Raw genomic sequence first — 20,256 nt, forward strand, 5'->3', positions numbered from 1 at the left:
ACCATGACCGCCGGACGTCGTTACCGTGCTCGTTCCGTGTCCGCCGCCACGTTGGCCGGGGCTGTGCTGTGCGCGGCCACCGCCTGCGGCTCCTCGGCGTCCCCGGAATCCGCCATGGAGAACAAGCCGAAGGACACCTGGGAAGAGCCCTCCTCGTACTCCTACACGCTGACGTCGACCACCCAGGTCCTGGCGGGGACCTTCCGCGTCAAGGTCCGGGACGGCAAGGTGACGGAGGCGGTCGGGGTCGACGAGGACAGTCGGCGCCAGGTGCGGGAGCTGCCCGGTGAAGTGCCGACGATCGGCGAGCTGTTGAAGAGGCTCGACAAGGCGCGAAGCGAAGGCGCGGACACGGCGGAGGCGGACTACGCGGCCGACGGGCGACCGGTGCGGATCTCTTTGGACTGGGAAAAGAACGCCATCGACGACGAAGCCTTGTACGTCATCAGCTCCTACACACCGCAGGGCTCATCGGGGGCGCCCTCGACGGATCCCGCTGCCTGATTTCGCCGGTGGGCTACGAGGTCACAACGAGGGCGCAACGTGTGGGCGGCGACGCTCCGACTCGGCACGGAACGTCCTTACGATCCGAGGTGTAGGGGGAACTGGAAGCGCCCCCGGGGGCAGGGGGGGCTCTATGCGGTCGATCGCTTTGCCGTCGGTGTTCCGGCGAGTCGTCGGTTTCGTGGCGGCCGGCCTGGCCCTGACCGCGACAGCAGGCTGCACGGTTCCCGAGGACGCCGTCGCCGGCATCTCCGTGACCGACGACGGCCATCTGCTCGGCGTCATGATGGTGTGCGGGCATCAGATCGATGGCGCGACCGTCTACGTGGAAAGCGAAGATGCCGACGACGAACGGACCGTCGGCTCATGGACCGCCCACCGCCCCCTCAAGGCCGGTCTCACCACGTGGCCCCTCGATGCACCTGCTGCCGACTGGACCACGACCACGTCTCTTCCTCGGCTCAACGCCAGGACCACGTATGCCCTTTACGGCTGGACCAAGGACAACTCGTGGTCCTCGAGCAGCGTCTCCTTCACCCTGACCGACCGGTCCCGGCTCACCCCAGCCACGGTCCTCTACGACGACATCTCGGCCAATGGCGACGAGTCCACGGCCATCGTCCCCCTGGCGGAATTCAAAGCCACGGCCTGCAAGGACGATTGACGCGTCAGTTCAGTGGCGGCGCGGTACCGCAACGGCCGCCGGAGCCGGTTCCGCGTTGCGCTAGCAAGCCGCTGTGCCGCAGCAGCGGAAGGACATGGTCCTGAACGGCGGGAGCGAGGTGGATGTCCCGTTCGTGGCCCGAAACCCAGCGCAGGTCCGCCAGTTCGGCGGCGGGCTCGGGCAGCCCGTCGAGCCGCGCCGCGAAGACCGTCATCCTCATCGGGATCCCCTCGAGGGCCGCTACGGCTTCGACCTCCGCCAGGAAGCGAGGCTCCACGGGTTGAACTCCCAGTTCCTCGTCCAGCTCGCGGGACAGGGTGTCCAGCGGCTCCTCACCCGCGTCCGGCTTGCCGCCCGGCAGATAGAAGACGTCGGGGGCGGCCCGCTTGCTCACGACGAGCAGGCGCCCCTCCTCGACGATCGCGGCCGCCACCACCGCCAGAGGTTCCGTCGCACCGGGAGCCGGGTCAACCTGCCTTTCCGCACGGTCTGTTGTCATGCCCGTCATCCTCGCAGGCTCCCGGCACCACATCCGCCGCACTGGTCCGATGCTCATCGCGTACCGGCTACCGTGCTGCGCCCCACCACCACTCCCGCCCGGTCGATGCAGATCACGTCCACCGCGACGGGCGCGCCCCGCAGCACCGCCAGTGCCTCGTCGCGGGCCGCCGTCGCCACGAGGTCGCCCAGCGGCACCCCGGCCGCCATGCACAACTGGAGCGCGGCGAGCGCGGTGTTGGCCTCGGCCAGCTCGGCGGCCAGGGACTCGTGGGCGCCGCCGCGTCGGGCCAGTTCGGCGAGGAAGCCCTTGTCCACCTGGGAGCGGGCCGAGTGGAGGTCGAGGTGGCCGGCAGCCAGCTTGGAGAGCTTGGCGAAGCCGCCGCAGATCGTCAGGCGGTCGACGGGATGGCGGCGGACGTACTTCAGCACCGCGCCCGCGAAGTCGCCCATGTCGAGCAGAGCGTCCTCGGGCAGGCCGTACTCGGCGACGACCGTCTTCTCCGACGTCGACCCGGTACAGCCGGCGACATGTGTACGCCCGGCCGCCCGTGCCACGTCCACGCCCCGCCGGATGGAGTCGATCCACGCCGAGCAGGAGTACGGCACCACGATCCCGGTGGTGCCGAGGACGGACAGGCCGCCGAGGATGCCCAGGCGCGGGTTCCAGGTGGAGCGGGCGATCTCCTCGCCGTGGTCGACGGAGACGGTGATCTCGACATCACCGGTGCCGCCGTGCCGGGCGGCGACCTCGGCGATGTGGTCGCGCATCATCCGACGGGGAACGGGGTTGATCGCGGGTTCGCCGACCGGCAGCGGCAGGCCGGGCCGGGTGATCGTCCCCACGCCGGGGCCCGCCCTGAAGACCACGCCGGCCCCGGCGGGCAGCCGCCGTACCGTGGCCCTGATCAGTGCCCCGTGCGTGACGTCCGGGTCGTCGCCCGCGTCCTTCACGATGCCCGCCGTCGCGGACGCGTCCGTCCGCTCCTCGGCCGCCAGCGTGAACGACGGTGTCTGCCCCTTGGGCAGGGTGATCGTCACCGGGTCGGGAAACTCGCCGGTCAGCAGCGCGGTGTACGCGGCCGTCGTGGCCGCCGTCGCACAGGCACCGGTGGTCCAGCCCGGCCGCAGACCGGTGTGCTTGAGTTGGGCACCGCGACCGCCCTTCGCCGCACCGACGCCTCCGCCTTCACTCTTGCTCATGAACGGACCCGAACTCCCATGCACGTACTGATCCTCGGCGGCACCACGGAGGCCCGCCGCCTCGCCGAGCTGCTGCACGGCACGCCCGGCCTGCGGCTGACCAGCTCCCTCGCCGGGCGGGTCGCAAGTCCCCGGCTGCCGCCGGGCGAGGTGCGCGTCGGCGGGTTCGGCGGGAGCGAGGGGCTGGCGCAATGGCTGCGCGAGCACGCCGTCGACGCGCTCATCGACGCCACCCACCCCTTCGCCGGAACCATCAGCTGCCACGCGGCGCGGGCCGCCGCCACCGCCCATGTTCCCCTGCTCGCCCTGCGCCGCCCCGGCTGGGTCCCCGTCGAGGGTGACCACTGGCACGACGCGGGCTCGCTGGAGGAGGCCGCCGGACTGCTGCCCGGACTCGGACGGCGGATCTTCCTCACCACCGGCCGGACGGGCCTCGCCGCCTTCGCGGACCTGACGGAGCTGTGGTTCCTCGTACGCTCCGTCGAAGCGCCCGAGCCCCCGCACCCGCCCCGGATGGAGGTGCTGCTCGACCGCGGCCCCTTCACCCTCGACGGCGAGCGCGAGCTGCTCGGCCGCCATCGCATCGACGTCGTGGTGACCAAGGACAGCGGGGGAGCGGCCACCGCGCCGAAGCTGGCCGCGGCCCGGGAGGCCGGAGTGCCGGTGGTCGTGGTCCGGCGGCCTGCGGTGCCCGAGGGAGTCCCGGTCGTATCCGACCCGGAAGGAGCAGCCCGCTGGCTCGCGGAACGCCTCGACCTGCCTGCTTTCCGCCCGGCTGACTGAATCCTGACGCGCGGCCCTGCTGGTGTGGAAGGTCGGCCGCATCGAGGAGAAGTGGACGGCTGGCCCGGCCCGCCGAACAGGGCGCCGAGTAGGGCCGGTTGCGGCGCCACCGATTCGACCGGCAGCGAAGTCGTCGCCGACCGAACCGCCGCCCGACTGCGGCGGATTGCCGCTCTCTGCCTGGACTGACCCCGTTCAGCCGCCCCCGGCGGGCCGCTTGCCGCTCACTCCTCCTCGCTCGCGATCGCGTTGAGCGCGGCGGCCGCGATGGCGCTGCCGCCCCGGCGGCCGCGCACGACCAGGTACTCCAGACCGGACGCGTTGGCGGCCAGCGCGTCCTTGGACTCGGCGGCGCCCACGAAACCGACCGGCACACCGATGACGGCGGCGGGCCGGGGCGCGCCCTCCTCGATCATCTCCAGGAGCCGGAACAGCGCGGTGGGCGCGTTGCCGACGGCGACCACCGCGCCCTCCAGCCGATCCCGCCACAGCTCCAGGGCGGCGGCGCTGCGGGTGGTGCCGAGCTTCGCCGCGAGGTCCGGCACGGTGGGGTCGGAGAGCGTGCAGATCACGTCGTTGTCGGCGGGCAGTCGCCTGCGGGTCACGCCGCTGGCCACCATCTGCACGTCGGTGAAGACGGGCGCGCCGGCGCGCAGGGCCGCGCGGGCGCGGGTCACGACGGCGGGGGTGTACGCCAAGTCCCGTGCGAGGTCGACCATTCCGCAGGCGTGGATCATCCGCACCGCGACCTGGCTGACGTCGGCGGGCAGCCCCGCGAGGTCGGCCTCCGCGCGGATGGTGGCGAAGGACTGGCGGTAGATGGCCGCGCCGTCCTTCTCGTAGTCGTACGTGGTCACGGTGGTCTTCTCGCTGCTCTCGTTCGTCGTACGGGTTCTGCGGCCATCCCCACCAGGGCGGACACGGCGGCGAGCATACCCAGGAGCGACAAGGGTCCTAGGACCAAGGCCTGATCGGCGGGCGCACACTTCTGCTGCTAGCGTGCAGTTGCACATCATAGGCAATAGCGTCGGAGGACGTTGGACATGGCGGTTTACACGCTCCCGGAGCTCCCGTACGACTACGCGTCGCTCGCCCCGGTCATCAGCCCCGAGATCATCGAACTGCACCACGACAAGCACCACGCGGCGTACGTCAAGGGCGCGAACGACACTCTGGAGCAGTTGGCCGAGGCGCGCGACAACGAGTCGTGGGGCTCGATCAACGGCCTGGAGAAGAACCTGGCCTTCCACCTCTCCGGGCACATCCTGCACAGCATCTACTGGCACAACATGACCGGCGACGGCGGCGGCGAGCCGCTGGAGAAGGACGGTGTCGGCGAGCTCGCGGACGCCATCGCCGAGTCGTTCGGTTCGTTCGCGAACTTCAAGGCGCAGCTGTCCAAGGCGTCGGCCACGACCCAGGGTTCGGGCTGGGGCGTGCTCGCCTACGAGCCGCTCAGCGGCCGGCTCATCGTCGAGCAGGTCTACGACCACCAGGGCAACGTCGGCCAGGGTTCGACCCCGATCCTGGTCTTCGACGCCTGGGAGCACGCCTTCTACCTGCAGTACAAGAACCAGAAGGTCGACTTCATCGAGGCCATGTGGAAGGTCGTCAACTGGCGGGACGTGGCCCGGCGTTACGCCGCCGCGAAGGAGCGCGGCGACAGCCTGCTGCTCGCGCCGTGACGGCGTAACGTGCCGGGCCGGTGTCCCGTCAGGAACCGGCCCGCTCCGCACGGACCGTTCGGGCCGCGGCGACCAGGTTCTCCAACGACGCGCGGGTCTCAGGCCAACCACGGGTCTTCAGGCCGCAGTCGGGGTTGACCCACAGCCGTTCGGCGGGGATCGCCTCAAGTCCCTTGCGCAGCAGGGCGGCTGCCTCGGCCACGCTCGGCACCCGGGGCGAGTGGATGTCGTACACGCCGGGTCCCGCCTCGCGCGGGTAGCCGTGGGCGGCCAGTTCGCGGGCGACCTGCATGTGGGAGCGGGCCGCCTCCAGGCTGATGACGTCCGCGTCGAGGTCGTCGATCGCCTGGACGACGTCGCCGAACTCGGCGTAGCACATGTGCGTGTGGATCTGTGTGTCCGGACGCACTGCACTCGTGGTGAGCCGGAAGGCCTCCGTGGCCCACGCCAGGTAGGCCGGGCGGTCGGCGGCCCGCAGCGGCAGCGTCTCGCGCAGTGCGGGCTCGTCCACCTGGATGACCGAAGTGCCCGCCGTCTCGAGGTCGTTGACCTCGTCGCGCAGGGCGAGGGCGACCTGCCGGGCGGTCTCCGCGAGGGGCTGGTCGTCGCGGACGAAGGACCAGGCCAGCATCGTGACCGGACCGGTGAGCATGCCCTTGACCGGGCGCGCGGTGAGGGACTGGGCGTACGTCGTCCAGCGCACCGTCATCGGCTCGGGCCGGGAGATGTCGCCGGCGAGGATCGGCGGACGGACGTAACGGGTGCCGTAGGACTGCACCCAGCCGTGCTGCGTGGCCAGGTAGCCGGTGAGCTGCTCGGCGAAGTACTGCACCATGTCGTTGCGTTCGGGCTCGCCGTGCACGAGGACGTCCAGGCCGATCTTCTCCTGGAAGGCGATCACCTCGCCGATCTCCGCCCTGATGCGCTCCTCGTATCCGGCGGTGTCGATCCGTCCGGCCGTCAAGTCGGCGCGGGCTGTGCGCAGTTCGGCCGTCTGCGGGAACGAGCCGATGGTCGTGGTCGGCAGGACGGGCAGACGCAGGTGGGCGCGCTGGGCGACGGCCCGTTCGGCGTACGGCCGGGAGCGGCGCGCGTCGGCGTCCGTGACGGCGGCGCTGCGGGCCCGAACGGCGGGGGCGCGGGTGATCGGCGACCCGGCGCGGGAGGCCAGGTCGGCGCGGTTCGCGGCCAGTTGGGCGGCGATGGTGTCGGTGCCGTGGGCCAGGCCGCGGGCCAGCGTGACGATCTCGGCCGTCTTCTGCCGGGCGAAGGCGAGCCAGCGGGCGATCTGCGGTTCGATGTCGCGCTCGGCGCCGGCGTCGAGCGGCACGTGCAGCAGGGAGCAGGAGGCGGCCACGTCGACCCGGTCGGCGAGTCCAAGGAGCGTGGCCAGCGTGGACAGGGACCGGCCCAGGTCGTTGATCCACACGTTGCGGCCGTCCACGATGCCCGCGACCAGCCGCTTGCCGGACAGGCCGCCGATCGCGGCGAGATCGTCCAGGTTGGCCACGGCCGGTCCGGTGAAGTCCAGCGCGAGCCCGTCGACCGGCGCCTTGGCCAGGACGGGCAGGGCCTCACCCAGCCGGTCGAAGTAGGAGGCGATGAGCAGCTTCGGACGGTCGGTGCGGGCGCCCAGGTCGCGGTAGGCGCGGGCGGCGGCATTCAGTTCGGCCGGGGTGCGGTCCTGGACGAGGGCCGGCTCGTCCAGCTGCACCCACTCGGCGCCGGCGGCCCGCAGATCGGCGAGGACGTCGGCGTAGACGGGCAGCAGCCGGTCCAGCAGCGTCAGCGGTTCGAAGTCCGCGGCCACGCCCGGCGCGGGCTTGGCGAGCAGCAGATACGTGACCGGGCCGACCAGCACCGGCCTGGGCGTCAGCCCGAGGGCCAGCGCCTCCGTCAACTCGCCGACCTGCTTGGCCGAGTCGGCCGTGAACACCGTGTCCGGGCCCAACTCGGGCACCAGATAGTGGTAGTTGGTGTCGAACCACTTCGTCATCTCCAGCGGCGCCACGTCCTGCGTGCCGCGGGCCATGGCGAAGTAGCCGTCGAGCGCGTCGGCCTCGACCGCGGCACGGTGGCGTGCCGGGACGGCGCCGAGCATGACGGTGGTGTCCAGGACGTGGTCGTAGTACGAGAAGTCACCGGTCGGCACCTCGTGGACGCCTGCGTCGGCCAGCTCCCGCCAGTTCGCGCGGCGCAGTTCGGCGGCCGTGCGGTGGAGGGCGTCGGCGGTGACGCGGCCCTTCCAGTAGCCCTCGATCGCCTTCTTCAGTTCCCGGTTCGGGCCCTGGCGGGGGTAGCCGTACACGGTGGCCCGTGCTGCCGCGGCTGCGGACTTCGCTGTCACGAGACTCTCCTTCGCGAGCTCTGTTCGTCGAACGACCCCGGCGACGGGGTGAGGACGCGAAGGAACGGCCAACGGGCGACGACACGCGGCGCGTGCCTGCCCGTTGTGCTCGCCGACCGCCCTCGAGGTCACCGGAATCTCCGCGCACGAGTGGGTCGTACGCGGGCAGTGGCAGGTCTTCGGACTCACGGGCACGCCTCGTGTCGTACGAGGCACCTACTGGCCGTCGCTTCCCGGGCCCGGACGTCCGGATCCAGTGCGTATGACGGCGGTCGTTCCCGCTCACCGCTGCGGGGCAGTCCCGGATTCCCACCGGGTTCCCTCTTGCGACGCGCCTGCCTGGTGGGCAGGGCGAACCAGCTGCACAGCCAGCTTATACATACGTGTGGAAGCCGCGGCCGGACTTCCGACCCAACAGGCCCGCCTGGACCATGCGTTGGAGCAGCGGCGGCGGGGCGTACAGCGGTTCCCTGAACTCCTCGTACAGCGACTCGGCGATGGCGGCGACGGTGTCCAGGCCGATCAGGTCGGCCAGCCGCAGCGGCCCCATCGGGTGGGCGCAGCCCCGCTCCATGCCGGCGTCGATGTCGGCGGCGGTGGCGAAGCCGGACTCGGCCATGCGGATCGCGGACAGCAGGTACGGCACGAGCAGGGCGTTGACGACGAAGCCGGCGCGGTCACGGGAGCGGATCGCCGTCCTGCCGAGGATTGCCGTCACGAACTCCTCGGCCGTCGCGGCCACTTCGGGACGGGTGTGCAGCGAGGTGACGACCTCGACGAGGGGCATGACCGGTACGGGGTTGAAGAAGTGCAGCCCGAGGACGCGATCGGTGCGGGACGTGGCCATGGCCAGGCGCATCACGGGGATGGCGGAGGTGTTGGTGGCCAGGATCGCCTCCGGATCCTCGATGATCTTGTCGAGGGCGGAGAAGATCTCCGTCTTCGCGTCGGGGTTCTCGGTGACGGCCTCGACCACGAGTTGACGGTCGGCGAGGTCTTCGAGGCTGCCGGTGAAGGCGATTCGGGTGAGGGCCACCCGTGCTTCCGCCGGGTCGAGCTTGCCGTGCCGCACGGAGCGGTCAAGCGAGGCGGCCACGCGATCGTGTGCGGCCTGCGCGGCCAGGGCGTCCGCCTCGCACACGACGGTGTCCAGCCCGGCCCGGGCGCACACCTCGGCGATACCGGCACCCATCTGTCCGCCGCCGACCACGCCGACGCGCCGGATGTCCCGGCTCATGACCGAGCCTCCGGGTGCCGGACGAGGTGGCGGGTGTAGGCGTCCGCGGTGAAGAAGAGCGGCAACTCCGGTTGCAGGGCCGTCCGTTCGAAGATCGCCCGTATTTCGTCGAGCTTCGCCCAGGGATGCTCGGCGCCCAGGGCCGTCAGCTCGTCGTCGAGCAGCCGTAGCACCGTCTCGCGGTCCACGACACGGTGCCGCAGCCACTGCCAGATCTGCACGCGGGCCAGCTCCGCGGTTGCCGTGTCCTCCATCAGCCCGTCCAGTTCGACGGCTCCCCGCCCGTGCAGCCAGGCGTCGAGGTAGCGCAGCGCGACGGCGACAGCCGTGCGCACCCCTTCCGGTGTGGGCGGGCCGGCGATCCGGCCCACGGACAGCAGGTCGGCGGCGGACACCTCCACGTCGTCCCGGTTGCGCGCGATCTGGTGCGGGCGGTGGCCCAGGACGCCGTCGAAGACCTCGCGGCAGACCGGGACGAGGCCGGGGTGCGAGACCCAGGAGCCGTCGAATCCGGCCTCGGCCTCGCGCTCCTTGTCCAGCCGCACCTCGGCGAGAGCGGCGGGATCCCGTCCGGGCAGGTTTGCTGCCATGCCCCCGATGGCGTGGGCGCCGCGCCGATGGCAGGTGCGCACCAGCAGCTCGGTGTAGGCGCGCAGGAACGGGGCGGTCATCGTCACCTTCGACCGGTCCGGCAGCAGGAAGTCGCTGCGATGCCCGAAGGTCTTGACGAGGCTGAACAGGTAGTCCCAGCGGCCCGCGTTGAGCCCGGCGCTGTGCTCGCGCAGCTCATGGAGGATCTCCTCCATCTCGAAGGCGGCGGTGATCGTCTCGATGAGGACGGTGGCCCGCACGGTGCCGCGCGGGATGCCGAGCAGCTCCTGGGCGAGGACGAACACGTCGTTCCACAGCCGGGCTTCGTAGCGGTTCTCCAGCTTCGGCAGGTAGAAGTACGGCCCTGCCCCGGCGTCGATCTGCCGCTGGGCGCAGTGGAAGAAGTACAGCCCGAAGTCCACCAGCGCGGCGGGCACGGGCCCGCCGTCGAACTCCAGGTGCTCCTCCGTCAGATGCCAGCCGCGCGGACGGACCACGATCGTGGCCAGGCGGTCGGGTGCGCCGAGCCGGTACTCCCTGCCCTCCGGAGTGGTGAAGTCGATCCGGCGCTCGACGGCGTCGAGCAGGCAGAGTTGGCCGCCGATGATGTTCCCCCAGGTGGGGGAGGTGGCGTCCGCGAAGTCCGCCATCCACACCCGCGCACCGGAGTTGAGCGCGTTGACGGCGATACGGCGGTTCGGCGGGCCGGTGATCTCCACCCGGCGGTCCGCCAGGCCGGGCGGGGGCGGCGCCACGCACCACTCGGGGTCGGCGCGGACGGCGGAGGTGACCATGGGGAAGTCGAGCGGGGAGCCCGCCGCGAGGCGTATCGCCTGCCGGCGGCGCTCCTTCAGCAGTCCTGGACGACGCTCGCCGAAGGCGGCGGCCAGCCGGCCGACGAAGTCGAGGGCGGCGGGCGTGAGGATCTCGTCATGGCGTTCGCCCGGTGCCGCGAGGACCCGGGCGCGATGGGTCAGTGCGCTGGTGGACATCAGGTTCTCCTCGGGTGGGGGCGGCCTAGTGGAACTGCTCTTCCTCCGTGGAACCGGTCAGCGCGGTCGTCGAGGAGGCCGGGTTGACGGCGGTGGAGACCAGGTCGAAGTAGCCGGTGCCGACCTCGCGTTGGTGACGCACGGCGGTGAAGCCGTGCTGCTGCGCGGCGAACTCCCGCTCCTGGAGGTCGACATAGGCGGTCATGCCGTGCTCGGCATAGCCGCGGGCCAGGTCGAACATGCCGTGGTTGAGGGAGTGGAAGCCGGCCAGGGTGATGAACTGGAACTTGTAGCCCATTGCCCCCAACTCCCGCTGGAACTTGGCGATCCGGTCGTCGTCCAGCGCGGCCTTCCAGTTGAAGGAGGGCGAGCAGTTGTAGGCCAGCATCCGGTCGGGATACCGCGCGCGGATCGCCTCGGCGAACTCGCGGGCCTGGGCCAGGTCCGGGGTGCCGGTCTCCATCCACAGCAGATCGGCGTACGGCGCGTACGCCAGCCCGCGGGCGATCACCGGTGCCATCCCGTTCCGCACCCGGTAGAAGCCCTCCGCCGTGCGCTCCCCGGTGACGAACTCGGCGTCCCGCCCGTCGACGTCGCTGGTGAGCAGGTTGGCCGCCAGCGCATCCGTACGGGCGATGATCACGGTGGGTACGTCGGCGATGTCGGCGGCGAGGCGGGCCGCGTTGAGGGTGCGGATGTGCTGTGCGGTCGGCACGAGGACCTTGCCGCCGAGGTGGCCGCACTTCTTCTCGGAGGCCAGCTGGTCCTCGTAGTGGATGCCCGCGGCACCCGCGGCGATCATCGCCCTGGTCAGTTCGAAGGTGTTGAGGGGTCCGCCGAATCCGGCCTCCCCGTCGGCGACGATCGGCGCCAGCCAGTCCGTACGGTCGCCTCCGCCCTCGGCGGTGGCGATCTGGTCGGCGCGCAGCAGCGCGTTGTTGATGCGCCGCACGACCTGCGGCACGGAGTTGGCGGGGTACAGGCTCTGGTCGGGGTAGGTGTGCCCGGCCTGGTTGGCGTCGGCGGCGACCTGCCAGCCCGACAGGTAGACGGCCTGCAGCCCGGCCTTGACCTGCTGGACCGCCTGGCCGCCGGTGAGCGCGCCGAGCGCGTGGACGTAGTCCAGCTCGTGCAGCTGCCACCACAGCCGCTCGGCGCCGCGCCGGGCGAGGGTGTGCTCCTCGTGGACGCTGCCGGACAGCCGTACGACATCCTCCGCGCCGTAGGTGCGCTCGATGCCGCTCCAGCGCGGGTCGGTCGCCCACTTGCGGGCCAGCTCGTCCGCCGCCGTCGATGTGCCTGCGTGCGCCATGAATCGTCTCCTGAAAGGGGTGGAAGCCGAAGGTCGTTGGTGAAGAGTGCGAAGCGCTCTGTGCCTCGCTGGTATGGGTGGCCCGCCGTGCCTCACTGATGAGCGAAGAGTTAGCAATGGCGATGAGCTGCCGAGTTCTCCAGCGGGTCGCAGCACGACTCTGGCAGTGGCACTGAGTGCCATCAAGGGTAGACCGCTGCCAACTTCTGCGAATCTTCCGGCTCCGTTCTGCCAAGGTTGCGAAGCTTCGGACCGGCTAGGCTGCGGGCAGTCGGAAGGAGGTCCGGGTGAGCAAGATCTACGCGGGCGCGCGGCTGCGGCGGCTGCGCGAGGAGCGCCGGATGAGTCAGGCAGAACTGGCCCGGGTCCTCGGCCTCTCGCCCAGCTATCTGAACCAGATGGAGCACGACTCCCGCCCGCTCACCGTGCCGGTCCTGCTCCGGCTGACCGAGGCCTTCGGTGTCGACCCCGCCTTCTTCTCGGAGCGCGACACCACCCGGCTGGTCGCCGATCTGCGGGAGGCGCTGGCCGGCGAGCTCGCCGAGGCCCGGATCTCCCCGTCCGACCTCGCGGAAGTCTCCTCCCGCATGCCCGCGGTCGCGCAGGTTCTGCTCGACCTCGGCCGCCGCAACCAGCTCCTGGCCGAGCGGCTCGCCGGAGCCGCCGACGGCCGCGACAGCCAACAGACCGGCCCCCGCTCACCGCACGAGGAGATCCGCGACTTCTTCTACCGCCGCCAGAACTACCTGCACGACACCGACCTCGCGGCCGAGCACCTGGCCGAGGAGACCGGCATCCGGCCCGGGGAGGTCGTACGCGCCCTCACCACCCGCCTGACCGACCGTCACGGCGTACGCCTGGCCGTCGAGACCGCCGACCATCTGCACCACTACGACGCGACGTCCCGCACCCTCCACCTGTCCGGCCGCCTGCGCCCCGGCCAGCGTGCCTTCCGCATGGCGACCCAACTCGCCCTGCTCGAGTACGGCGACGAACTCGACCGGCAGGCCGCCGAGGACTTCCCGCCCGGCTCACCCACCCACGCCCTGGCCCGCATCGGCATCGCCAACTACTTCGCCGCCGCGCTGATCCTGCCGTACGGCCCCTTCCACGCGGCCGCCGAGGAGGTGCGCTACGACATCGAGCGGCTTACCGACCGCTACGGCCTGGGCTATGAGACCGTCTGCCACCGCCTGTCCACCCTCCAGCGCCCCCGCCTGCGCGGCGTGCCCTTCTCCTTCGTCCGCGTCGACCGGGCCGGCAACATGTCCAAGCGGCAGTCCGCGACCGGCTTCCACTTCTCCCGGGCCGGCGGCACCTGCCCGCTGTGGAACGTCTACGAGGCCTTCGCCGCGCCCGGCCGCATCCACGTCCAGATCGCCGAAATGCCGGACGGGCAGCGCTACTTGTGGACGGCCCGAGCCGTCACCCGCCACCGCGGCGGCTGGGGCGAACCCGGCAAGACGTTCGCCATCGGGCTGGGCTGCGAGATCCGCCATGCCCACCGGCTGGTCTACTCCGACGGCCTCGACCTCACCAAGGCCTCCGCCGCCACGCCCATCGGCATGGGCTGCCGCGTCTGCGAACGCCTCGACTGCCCTCAGCGCGCCGTGCCGCCTCTGGGCCGTCCCCTGCGGATCGACCAGAACAGCAGCACGTTCGTGCCTTATCCGGTGGCGGACCAGGCGACGTGACGGGGGCCGTGGGCCGTCTTTCCGCACCAGGACGGGCGTCACTCGTCCGAGTGGCTGGTGGTGTACCGGTTGCCTCCGGGTGGTGTTCATAAGAGCACAGCACCCAACCCACAGGAGTACGCATGCGTATCCGCACCGCACTTGCCGCCACCGCTCTCGGGGCCCTGGTCGTCCTCGGCGGCGCCACCACCGCCAACGCGGACAACCACGACAAGTTCAACGTCGGCGGCGGCACCGGCAGCCAGGGGAACGAGGGCTGGGCGGGACCCGCGATCAGTGACCCGGCCGGTCCCGCCTTCGGCGGCGAAGGGAGCGTGGACATCGGACAGGGGCAGGGAGAGGGGCAGGGCTTCGGCGGTGCCGAGGAATCGCCCCTGGGCCTGTAGGACGTAGAAGCCCCTTGCCAAGAGGGGTCCGCGCTGCCGTCACAAGCCGAGCGGGCCCCTCCAGCGCTGTGTCCGGTCAGTGTTCGCCGAACGCCCGCAGAATGCGCTCTGCTGCCAGCGTCGCCGTCAACTCACCGTCCCTGACCTGCTGTTCGAGACCGGGGGAGAGTGCTCGTACGGCGGGATCGGCGTGCAGGCGGCCGAGGAGTTCGTCGCGGACCATCGACCAGGTCCAGTCGACCTGCTGGTCACGGCGTTTGGCGGTGAGCCGTCCGGTGGAGTCCAGCAGCGTGCGGTGCTGCTCCAGGCGCTCCCACACCGTCTCCAGACCGGTCGACTCGCGGGCACTGCAACTCAGCACCGGTGGCGCCCAGACCGCGTCCTTGCCGTGCATCAGCCGCAGCGCGCCCGCCAGTTCACGCGCCGCCGCCTGTGCGTCGCGCTCGTGCGGGCCGTCCGCCTTGTTGACCGCGATCACGTCGGCCAGCTCCAGGACACCCTTCTTGATGCCCTGCAACTGGTCGCCGGTGCGGGCGAGGGTGAGCAGCAGGAAGGAGTCGACCATGTTCGCGACCGCGGTCTCCGACTGGCCCACGCCGACCGTCTCGACGAGCACCACGTCGTAGCCGGCCGCCTCCATCACCACGATCGACTCGCGGGTGGCCTTGGCGACCCCGCCCAGCGTGCCCGCGGTGGGGGAGGGGCGCACGAACGCCGCCGGGTCCACGGCCAGGCGTTCCATACGGGTCTTGTCGCCCAGGATCGAGCCGCCGGTACGGCTGGAGGACGGGTCGACGGCCAGCACGGCCACCCGGTGGCCGAGTCCCGTCAGCAGCGTGCCGAACGCGTCGATGAACGTCGACTTGCCCACGCCCGGCACCCCGCTGACCCCGATCCGCCGGGCGCGGCCGCTGTGCGGGAGCAGCTCGGTCAGCAACTCCTGTGCCAGCAGCCGGTGTTGGGGCCGGGTGGACTCGACGAGCGTGATGGCGCGCGCGATGATCGCACGCTTCCCGTCGAGCACACCCTTCACATAGGCGTCGACATCGATCACAGGTCGTGCCCGAGATCGTCCGACAGCCGCTCGACCAGGTCGTACGCCGCGTCCGGGATCACCGTCCCGGGCGGGAAGACGGCCGCCGCACCCATCTCCAGGAGCGTGGGCACGTCCTGGGGCGGAATCACCCCGCCAACCACGATCATGATGTCCTCGCGTCCCTCCTCGGCCAGCTGCTCCTTCAGCGCCGGTACGAGGGTGAGGTGCCCGGCGGCCAGCGAGGACACCCCGACGATGTGCACGTCCGCCTCGACGGCCTGGCGAGCCACCTCGGCCGGGGTCTGGAACAACGGGCCGACGTCCACGTCGAAGCCGAGGTCGGCGAAGGCGGTGGCGATCACCTTCTGGCCGCGGTCGTGACCGTCCTGGCCCATCTTGGCGACGAGGATGCGCGGGCGGCGCCCCTCGGCCTCCTCGAAGGCGTCCACCAGGGTGCGGGTGCGGTCCACGGACGGGGACTCTCCTGCTTCGTTGCGGTACACGCCGGAGATCGTACGGATCTGGCTCGCGTGCCGGCCGTACACCTTCTCCAGGGCGTCGGAGATCTCGCCGACGGTGGCCTTGGCGCGGGCGGCGTTCACCGCCAGCTCCAGCAGGTTGCCGTCGCCGCCGGCCGCCCGGGTCAGTGCGTCCAGCGAGTCCTGGCAGGCGGTCTCGTCACGCTCTGCCCGCAGGCGCCGCAGCTTCTCGATCTGCTGGGCGCGCACGGAGGAGTTGTCGACCTTGAGGACATCGATCTGCTCGTCGCTGTCGACGCGGTACTTGTTCACGCCGATGACCGGCTGACGTCCGGAGTCGATACGGGCCTGGGTGCGGGCCGCGGCCTCCTCGATGCGCAGCTTGGGAATGCCCGCGTCGATGGCCTTGGCCATGCCCCCTGCCTGCTCGACCTCCTGGATGTGCTGCCAGGCGCGGCGGGCGAGGTCGTAGGTGAGCTTCTCGACGTAGGCGCTGCCGCCCCAGGGGTCGATGACCCGGGTGGTGCCGGACTCCTGCTGGATGAGGAGCTGGGTGTTGCGGGCGATGCGCGCGGAGAAGTCGGTGGGCAGCGCGAGCGCCTCGTCGAGGGCGTTGGTGTGCAGCGACTGGGTGTGGCCCTGGGTGGCCGCCATCGCCTCGACGCAGGTGCGCGTGACGTTGTTGAACACGTCCTGCGCGGTCAGCGACCAGCCGGAGGTCTGCGAATGGGTGCGCAGGGAAAGGGACTTGGTGTTCTGCGGGTCGAACTGCTTGACCAGCTTCGCCCACAGCAGGCGCGCGGCCCGCAGCTTGGCGATCTCCATGAAGAAGTTCATGCCGATCGCCCAGAAGAAGGAGAGCCGGGGCGCGAACGCGTCCACGTCCAGGCCGGCTTCACGCCCGGCCCGGATGTACTCCACTCCGTCCGCGAGCGTGTACGCCAGCTCCAGATCGGCCGTCGCACCCGCCTCCTGGATGTGATAGCCGGAGATGGAGATTGAGTTGTAGCGCGGCATCCGCTGCGAGGTGAAGGCGAAGATGTCGGAGATGATCCGCATCGACGGCTTCGGCGGATAGATGTAGGTGTTGCGGACCATGAACTCCTTGAGGATGTCGTTCTGGATGGTCCCGGCCAACTTCTGGGGCGCAACGCCCTGTTCCTCGGCGGCGACGATGTACAGCGCGAGCACCGGCAGCACGGCGCCGTTCATCGTCATCGACACCGACATCCGGTCCAACGGGATCCCGTCGAACAGCTGCCGCATGTCGTAGATGGAGTCGATGGCCACGCCCGCCATGCCGACGTCACCGGTCACGCGCGGGTGGTCGCTGTCGTAACCCCGGTGTGTCGGCAGGTCGAAGGCGACCGACAGGCCCTTCTGACCGGCCGCCAGATTCCTGCGGTAGAAGGCGTTGGACTCCTCGGCGGTCGAGAAGCCCGCGTACTGGCGGATCGTCCAGGGCTGGTTCACGTACATCGTCGGGTACGGGCCGCGCAGATACGGGGTGGCACCGGGATAGGTGCCCAGGAAGTCAAGGCCCTCCAGGTCCTGCCCGGTGTACAGCGGCTTGACCGGGATGCCCTCCGGGGTCTCCCACAGCAGGTCGTCCCCGCCGGTCGCCCGCTTCACGGCTGTACGCCACTCGTCGGCGGTGCCGTCCGCGGCCGGACTCCCCAGCTCGATCCCGGAGAAGTCGGGGATTCCCATCAGGACACTCCCATGCGGTCGAGGGTGGCGGACAGCACGGCGACGGCGTCGCAGCCCGCGAAGACGTACGAGTCGACACCGGCGTACTGCCCGGGCCGCCCGGCGAGGAACACGTGCGCGGCACCGGCGGCCTTCAACTGCGCGGCCACGGACTCCGCTTGCTCCTCGTACAGGGCGTCGCTGGAGCAGAGGCAGACCTCTGTGGCGCCGCCGTCCTCGAACATGCCCTCGGTGACCGGCTCGATGCCGCCCGCCTGGAAGAGGTTCGCGGCGAAGGTCAGCCGGGCGGTGTGTGCGGCGGCCGGGCCGAGCGCAGCCAGGTGGACGCGCGGGCGAGAGCCGGTCGCGGCCAGATGGGCGTCGGAGCGGGCGCGCAAGGCCTCGAACGCCTCGTCGCGCCGCACCCGGGGCAGCCCGCCGGACGGCGGCTCGGGCGCGGGCTCGCGCTCCACCGGCTTCTCGGTCAGCAGCGGGAACTCGCTGACACCGGTGATGGGCTCACGCCGCTTGGTGAGCCTCTTGGAGCGCTCCGCCCACGTCGTCGCCAGGTCCGTGCGGATCCGGCCGGAGCGCAGCACGGCGGCCTGGCCGCTGTCCCGCTCGATGGACCGGAAGAACTCCCAGCCCGCATGGGCGAGTTCGTCCGTCAGCCGCTCCACGTACCAGGAACCGCCCGCCGGATCGATCACCCGGGACAGATGCGACTCCTCGATCAGGATCGTCGAGGTGTTGCGGGCGATGCGCCGCGCGAACGCGTCCGGCAGGCCGAGTGCGTCGTCGAAGGGCAGCACGGTGACGGCGTCGGCGCCGCCCGCTCCGGCCGCCAGCGTGGCGACGGTCGTACGCAGCATGTTCACCCACGGGTCGCGGCGCGACATCATCACCGGAGAGGTGACGGCATGCTGGACCTGCGCCCCGGCGCCGGGTGCGCCGCTGACCTCGGCGATGCGCGCCCACAGTCGGCGCGCGGCCCGCAGCTTGGCGATCGTCAGGAACTGGTCGGCGGTCGCCGCGTACCGGAACTCCAGCTGCGCACAGGCCTGTTCGACGCTCAGCCCGGCCTCGGTCAGCTCCCGCAGATACGCCACTCCGGTGGCGAGCGAGGCCCCCAGCTCCTGCGCGGCCGAACCTCCGGCCTCGTGATACGGCAGTGCGTCGACGGTCAGCGTCCGAAGCCCGGGGTACTCCTCGGCGCACCGGCGGGCGAGTCCGAGCACCGGTGCGAATTCGTACGGCTGTCCGGTGCGGGCCTCGTGACCGAGGGGATCGGCGCCCAGGCTGCCGCGCACGGCCTCGCTGGCGACGCCCCGCTCCTCGTACAGCCGCAGCAACTCCTGTGCGGCGGCCTCGAGTTCGCAGCCGGCGTCGAGCACGACGGGCGCCAGGTCGAGGTAGACGCCGTCGAGGACCCGGCCGAGGGATGACACCGGGATGCCGCTCTCGCCGACGACCAGCCACAGCGAGGAGACACCGTTCTCCAGGTCCGCGAGCACCGCGTCACCGTCGGCGGTGGTGTGCCGCTGCCGCACGTCCCAGCCGCCCACGGTGTTCCCCGCGGCTCGGCTGCCGCGCACAAAGGGCGCGAACCCGGGGAAGCCCGGCTCGGGCGCGGCATCGCGCGATGTGTACAGGGGACGGGTGCGCAACCCGTCCTCCAACGCGGTGGACAGGGCTTCCTCGGCCTCGGCACCCTCGACGTCCTTGCCCGCCTTGCGCAGGACACTCGCCACGAGGCGCTGCCACTGCTCGTGGGAAACGTCAGGGAACTCGGCGGCCAGTTCGAGCCCGTCGTCAGGCAGGACCGTCATGCTCGGATGTTAGGTCAGAGACGCAAAGGAGCAGCAGGGGGCAGGCTGTGACCTTGCCCTCTCTGCGGCTGTGACCTTGCCCTCGCCGCACCCCCGACCTGCGGTTCCGCCCGGCCGTTCACCGTCGACTGGCAGACTGTGCGGACCCGGCGAAGGAGGTTCCCGCATGTCGATGGTCGGCAACCTGCGCAAGGCGGTCCGCCTGGGGCGGCGGCGAAGCCGCAGCCGCGTGGACCTCAGTCACCCGGCCCGCTCGCCGCTCGGCTCCTCGGTCGTCAACTGCGTCATCTACCGCGACGGCATCCGCCAGCCCGTGACGGACACGGTCGAAGAGGCCGTCCACCAGGTCCGCCGCCGCGGCCACGACTTCGTCTGGCTGGGCCTGCACGAACCGTCCGAGACCGAGTTCGCGGAGGTCGCCGAAATCTTCGGCCTGCACCCGCTCGCCGTCGAGGACGCCGTACTGGCCCACCAGCGGCCCAAGTTGGAGAGCTACGGCGACGTCCTGTTCGCCGTCTTCAAGACCGTCACCTACGTCGAGCACGAACAGCTCACCGCGACCAGCGAGGTCGTCGACACCGGCGAGATCATGGTCTTCGCCGGGCGCGACTTCGTCATCACGGTCCGGCACGGCAGACACGGTTCCCTCGGCCCCCTGCGCGAGGACCTTGAGGCCCGGCCCGAGCAACTGGCCAAGGGCCCCTCGGCGGTGCTGCACGCCATCGCCGACCATGTCGTCGACGACTACCTGACCGTCACCGACGCCGTCCAGGACGACATCGACGAGGTCGAGAGCGAGGTCTTCTCCCCGCAGGGCAATCAGACCGCGGACGCCGGCCGCATGTACCAGCTCAAGCGCGAACTGCTGGAACTGAAGCGGGCCGTGGTCCCTCTTGCCCGCCCCCTGGAGACGCTCTCCACCAAGCCGCTGCGCACCGTCGACCCGGAGATACGCGCCTACTTCCGCGACGTCGCCGACCACCTCGCCCGCGTCACCGAGCAGATCACCGGCTTCGTCACCCTGCTCGACTCCATCCTCCAGGCCCACCTCGCCCAGGTCGCCGTCGCCCAGAACGAGGACGCCCGCAAGATCACCGCCTGGGCCGCGATCATCGCCGTACCCACCATGGTGACCGGCGTGTACGGCATGAACTTCGACCACATGCCCGAACTGCGCTGGACCTTCGGCTACCCGCTCGCCCTCGGCGTCATCGCCGTCGCCTGCTTCCTCCTGCACCGCGGCTTCAAGCGCAACGGCTGGCTGTGACCCCGTACGCCTGACGCTGTCTCAGGCCCGGGCGATCGTAGATCTGTCATGCACACCCAT

The 20,256-nt window shown here is 71.0% G+C and carries 17 protein-coding genes and 1 riboswitch; of the genes, 7 read left to right on the forward strand and 10 right to left on the reverse strand.

The window, feature by feature from the left end; translation table 11 throughout:
- Positions 1 to 3 precede the first annotated feature (3 nt).
- Positions 4 to 504 (forward strand): DUF6174 domain-containing protein, encoded by a 501-nt coding sequence (locus ACFY1L_RS51560; RefSeq protein ID WP_388842287.1) that lies wholly within the window; start codon positions 4 to 6, stop codon positions 502 to 504.
- A gap of 133 nt (positions 505 to 637) precedes the next feature.
- On the forward strand, positions 638 to 1,168 hold the full coding sequence (locus ACFY1L_RS51565) for a hypothetical protein (RefSeq protein ID WP_388842289.1): 531 nt from the start codon (positions 638 to 640) through the stop codon (positions 1,166 to 1,168).
- A 4-nt stretch (positions 1,169 to 1,172) separates the two neighbouring features.
- Here ACFY1L_RS51565 and ACFY1L_RS51570 read toward each other — a convergent pair whose 3' ends face one another.
- Together ACFY1L_RS51570 and ACFY1L_RS51575 are read right to left on the reverse strand one after the other, a co-directional pair.
- The gene (locus ACFY1L_RS51570) at positions 1,173 to 1,667 is read right to left on the reverse strand and encodes an NUDIX domain-containing protein (RefSeq protein WP_388842291.1); all 495 of its coding nucleotides are present in this window, start codon (positions 1,665 to 1,667) and stop codon (positions 1,173 to 1,175) included.
- A gap of 53 nt (positions 1,668 to 1,720) precedes the next feature.
- Entirely contained in the window at positions 1,721 to 2,869 is a 1,149-nt protein-coding gene (locus ACFY1L_RS51575; RefSeq protein ID WP_388842293.1) for a cobalt-precorrin-5B (C(1))-methyltransferase, read from the reverse strand.
- 18 nt (positions 2,870 to 2,887) lie between these two features.
- On the opposite strand from ACFY1L_RS51575, the gene ACFY1L_RS51580 reads away from it, so the two are divergent.
- Positions 2,888 to 3,652: a cobalt-precorrin-6A reductase gene (locus ACFY1L_RS51580; protein ID WP_388842295.1), complete on the forward strand. Its 765-nt coding sequence runs from the start codon at positions 2,888 to 2,890 to the stop codon at positions 3,650 to 3,652.
- 224 nt (positions 3,653 to 3,876) lie between these two features.
- Here the strand turns inward: ACFY1L_RS51580 and ACFY1L_RS51585 are convergent, their stop codons facing one another.
- Positions 3,877 to 4,509 (reverse strand): precorrin-8X methylmutase, encoded by a 633-nt coding sequence (locus ACFY1L_RS51585; RefSeq protein WP_388842297.1) that lies wholly within the window; start codon positions 4,507 to 4,509, stop codon positions 3,877 to 3,879.
- A gap of 186 nt (positions 4,510 to 4,695) precedes the next feature.
- Between ACFY1L_RS51585 and ACFY1L_RS51590 the strand changes: the two genes are divergently transcribed.
- Positions 4,696 to 5,337: a superoxide dismutase gene (locus ACFY1L_RS51590; protein ID WP_388842299.1), complete on the forward strand. Its 642-nt coding sequence runs from the start codon at positions 4,696 to 4,698 to the stop codon at positions 5,335 to 5,337.
- A gap of 28 nt (positions 5,338 to 5,365) precedes the next feature.
- Here the strand turns inward: ACFY1L_RS51590 and metE are convergent, their stop codons facing one another.
- The 4 genes from metE to aceA all read right to left on the reverse strand — a co-directional run bounded on the left by metE (position 5,366) and on the right by aceA (position 11,816).
- Complete coding sequence (gene metE, locus ACFY1L_RS51595) at positions 5,366 to 7,684, reverse strand: 5-methyltetrahydropteroyltriglutamate--homocysteine S-methyltransferase (protein WP_388842301.1); 2,319 nt, start codon at positions 7,682 to 7,684, stop codon at positions 5,366 to 5,368.
- A gap of 152 nt (positions 7,685 to 7,836) precedes the next feature.
- Positions 7,837 to 8,060, reverse strand: a riboswitch (cobalamin riboswitch).
- Positions 8,058 to 8,921: a 3-hydroxybutyryl-CoA dehydrogenase gene (locus ACFY1L_RS51600; RefSeq protein WP_388842303.1), complete on the reverse strand. Its 864-nt coding sequence runs from the start codon at positions 8,919 to 8,921 to the stop codon at positions 8,058 to 8,060. Its footprint overlaps the riboswitch before it by 3 nt.
- Positions 8,918 to 10,504: a malate synthase A gene (aceB, locus tag ACFY1L_RS51605; protein WP_388842305.1), complete on the reverse strand. Its 1,587-nt coding sequence runs from the start codon at positions 10,502 to 10,504 to the stop codon at positions 8,918 to 8,920. The genes ACFY1L_RS51600 and aceB overlap by 4 nt, the downstream gene beginning before the upstream one ends.
- 25 nt (positions 10,505 to 10,529) lie before the next feature.
- Complete coding sequence (gene aceA / locus ACFY1L_RS51610; protein ID WP_388842307.1) at positions 10,530 to 11,816, reverse strand: isocitrate lyase; 1,287 nt, start codon at positions 11,814 to 11,816, stop codon at positions 10,530 to 10,532.
- 287 nt (positions 11,817 to 12,103) lie between these two features.
- On the opposite strand from aceA, the gene ACFY1L_RS51615 reads away from it, so the two are divergent.
- Entirely contained in the window at positions 12,104 to 13,510 is a 1,407-nt protein-coding gene (locus ACFY1L_RS51615; RefSeq protein ID WP_388842309.1) for a short-chain fatty acyl-CoA regulator family protein, read from the forward strand.
- A gap of 122 nt (positions 13,511 to 13,632) precedes the next feature.
- Entirely contained in the window at positions 13,633 to 13,896 is a 264-nt protein-coding gene (locus tag ACFY1L_RS51620; RefSeq protein WP_388842311.1) for a hypothetical protein, read from the forward strand.
- Positions 13,897 to 13,972: 76 nt separating this feature from the next.
- Here ACFY1L_RS51620 and meaB read toward each other — a convergent pair whose 3' ends face one another.
- Genes meaB through ACFY1L_RS51635 form a run of 3 tightly spaced genes read right to left on the reverse strand, consistent with a single transcriptional unit; the run spans position 13,973 to position 18,929 of the window.
- Positions 13,973 to 14,950: a methylmalonyl Co-A mutase-associated GTPase MeaB gene (meaB, locus tag ACFY1L_RS51625; RefSeq protein WP_388842313.1), complete on the reverse strand. Its 978-nt coding sequence runs from the start codon at positions 14,948 to 14,950 to the stop codon at positions 13,973 to 13,975.
- A complete protein-coding gene (gene scpA, locus ACFY1L_RS51630; RefSeq protein WP_388842315.1) occupies positions 14,947 to 17,121 on the reverse strand; it encodes a methylmalonyl-CoA mutase in 2,175 nt (724 codons plus the stop codon). Before scpA ends, meaB begins: the two co-directional genes overlap by 4 nt.
- The gene (locus ACFY1L_RS51635; protein WP_388842317.1) at positions 17,121 to 18,929 is read right to left on the reverse strand and encodes a methylmalonyl-CoA mutase family protein; all 1,809 of its coding nucleotides are present in this window, start codon (positions 18,927 to 18,929) and stop codon (positions 17,121 to 17,123) included. Before ACFY1L_RS51635 ends, scpA begins: the two co-directional genes overlap by 1 nt.
- A gap of 166 nt (positions 18,930 to 19,095) precedes the next feature.
- Here ACFY1L_RS51635 and ACFY1L_RS51640 point away from each other — a divergent pair, with 166 nt between their 5' ends.
- Positions 19,096 to 20,196, forward strand: coding sequence for a magnesium and cobalt transport protein CorA (locus tag ACFY1L_RS51640; protein WP_388842319.1), 1,101 nt, complete (start codon positions 19,096 to 19,098; stop codon positions 20,194 to 20,196).
- Positions 20,197 to 20,256: the final 60 nt, after the last annotated feature.

Origin of the sequence: Streptomyces sp. NPDC001663 (genome assembly GCF_042893105.1) — a bacterium.
Taxonomy (GTDB): domain Bacteria; phylum Actinomycetota; class Actinomycetes; order Streptomycetales; family Streptomycetaceae; genus Streptomyces.

What these genes read in the sequence shown, in the direction of transcription:
- aceB (WP_388842305.1), bottom strand. Translation starts at nt 10,504, where the DNA reads ATGTCCACCAGCGCACTGACCCATCGCGCCCGGGTCCTCGCGGCACCG.
- ACFY1L_RS51570 (WP_388842291.1), bottom strand. Translation starts at nt 1,667, where the DNA reads ATGACAACAGACCGTGCGGAAAGGCAGGTTGACCCGGCTCCCGGTGCG.
- aceA (WP_388842307.1), bottom strand. Translation starts at nt 11,816, where the DNA reads ATGGCGCACGCAGGCACATCGACGGCGGCGGACGAGCTGGCCCGCAAG.
- scpA (WP_388842315.1), bottom strand. Translation starts at nt 17,121, where the DNA reads ATGGGAATCCCCGACTTCTCCGGGATCGAGCTGGGGAGTCCGGCCGCG.
- ACFY1L_RS51560 (WP_388842287.1), top strand. Translation starts at nt 4, where the DNA reads ATGACCGCCGGACGTCGTTACCGTGCTCGTTCCGTGTCCGCCGCCACG.
- ACFY1L_RS51635 (WP_388842317.1), bottom strand. Translation starts at nt 18,929, where the DNA reads ATGACGGTCCTGCCTGACGACGGGCTCGAACTGGCCGCCGAGTTCCCT.
- ACFY1L_RS51620 (WP_388842311.1), top strand. Translation starts at nt 13,633, where the DNA reads ATGCGTATCCGCACCGCACTTGCCGCCACCGCTCTCGGGGCCCTGGTC.
- ACFY1L_RS51575 (WP_388842293.1), bottom strand. Translation starts at nt 2,869, where the DNA reads ATGAGCAAGAGTGAAGGCGGAGGCGTCGGTGCGGCGAAGGGCGGTCGC.
- ACFY1L_RS51600 (WP_388842303.1), bottom strand. Translation starts at nt 8,921, where the DNA reads ATGAGCCGGGACATCCGGCGCGTCGGCGTGGTCGGCGGCGGACAGATG.
- ACFY1L_RS51580 (WP_388842295.1), top strand. Translation starts at nt 2,888, where the DNA reads ATGCACGTACTGATCCTCGGCGGCACCACGGAGGCCCGCCGCCTCGCC.
- ACFY1L_RS51565 (WP_388842289.1), top strand. Translation starts at nt 638, where the DNA reads ATGCGGTCGATCGCTTTGCCGTCGGTGTTCCGGCGAGTCGTCGGTTTC.
- ACFY1L_RS51590 (WP_388842299.1), top strand. Translation starts at nt 4,696, where the DNA reads ATGGCGGTTTACACGCTCCCGGAGCTCCCGTACGACTACGCGTCGCTC.
- ACFY1L_RS51640 (WP_388842319.1), top strand. Translation starts at nt 19,096, where the DNA reads ATGTCGATGGTCGGCAACCTGCGCAAGGCGGTCCGCCTGGGGCGGCGG.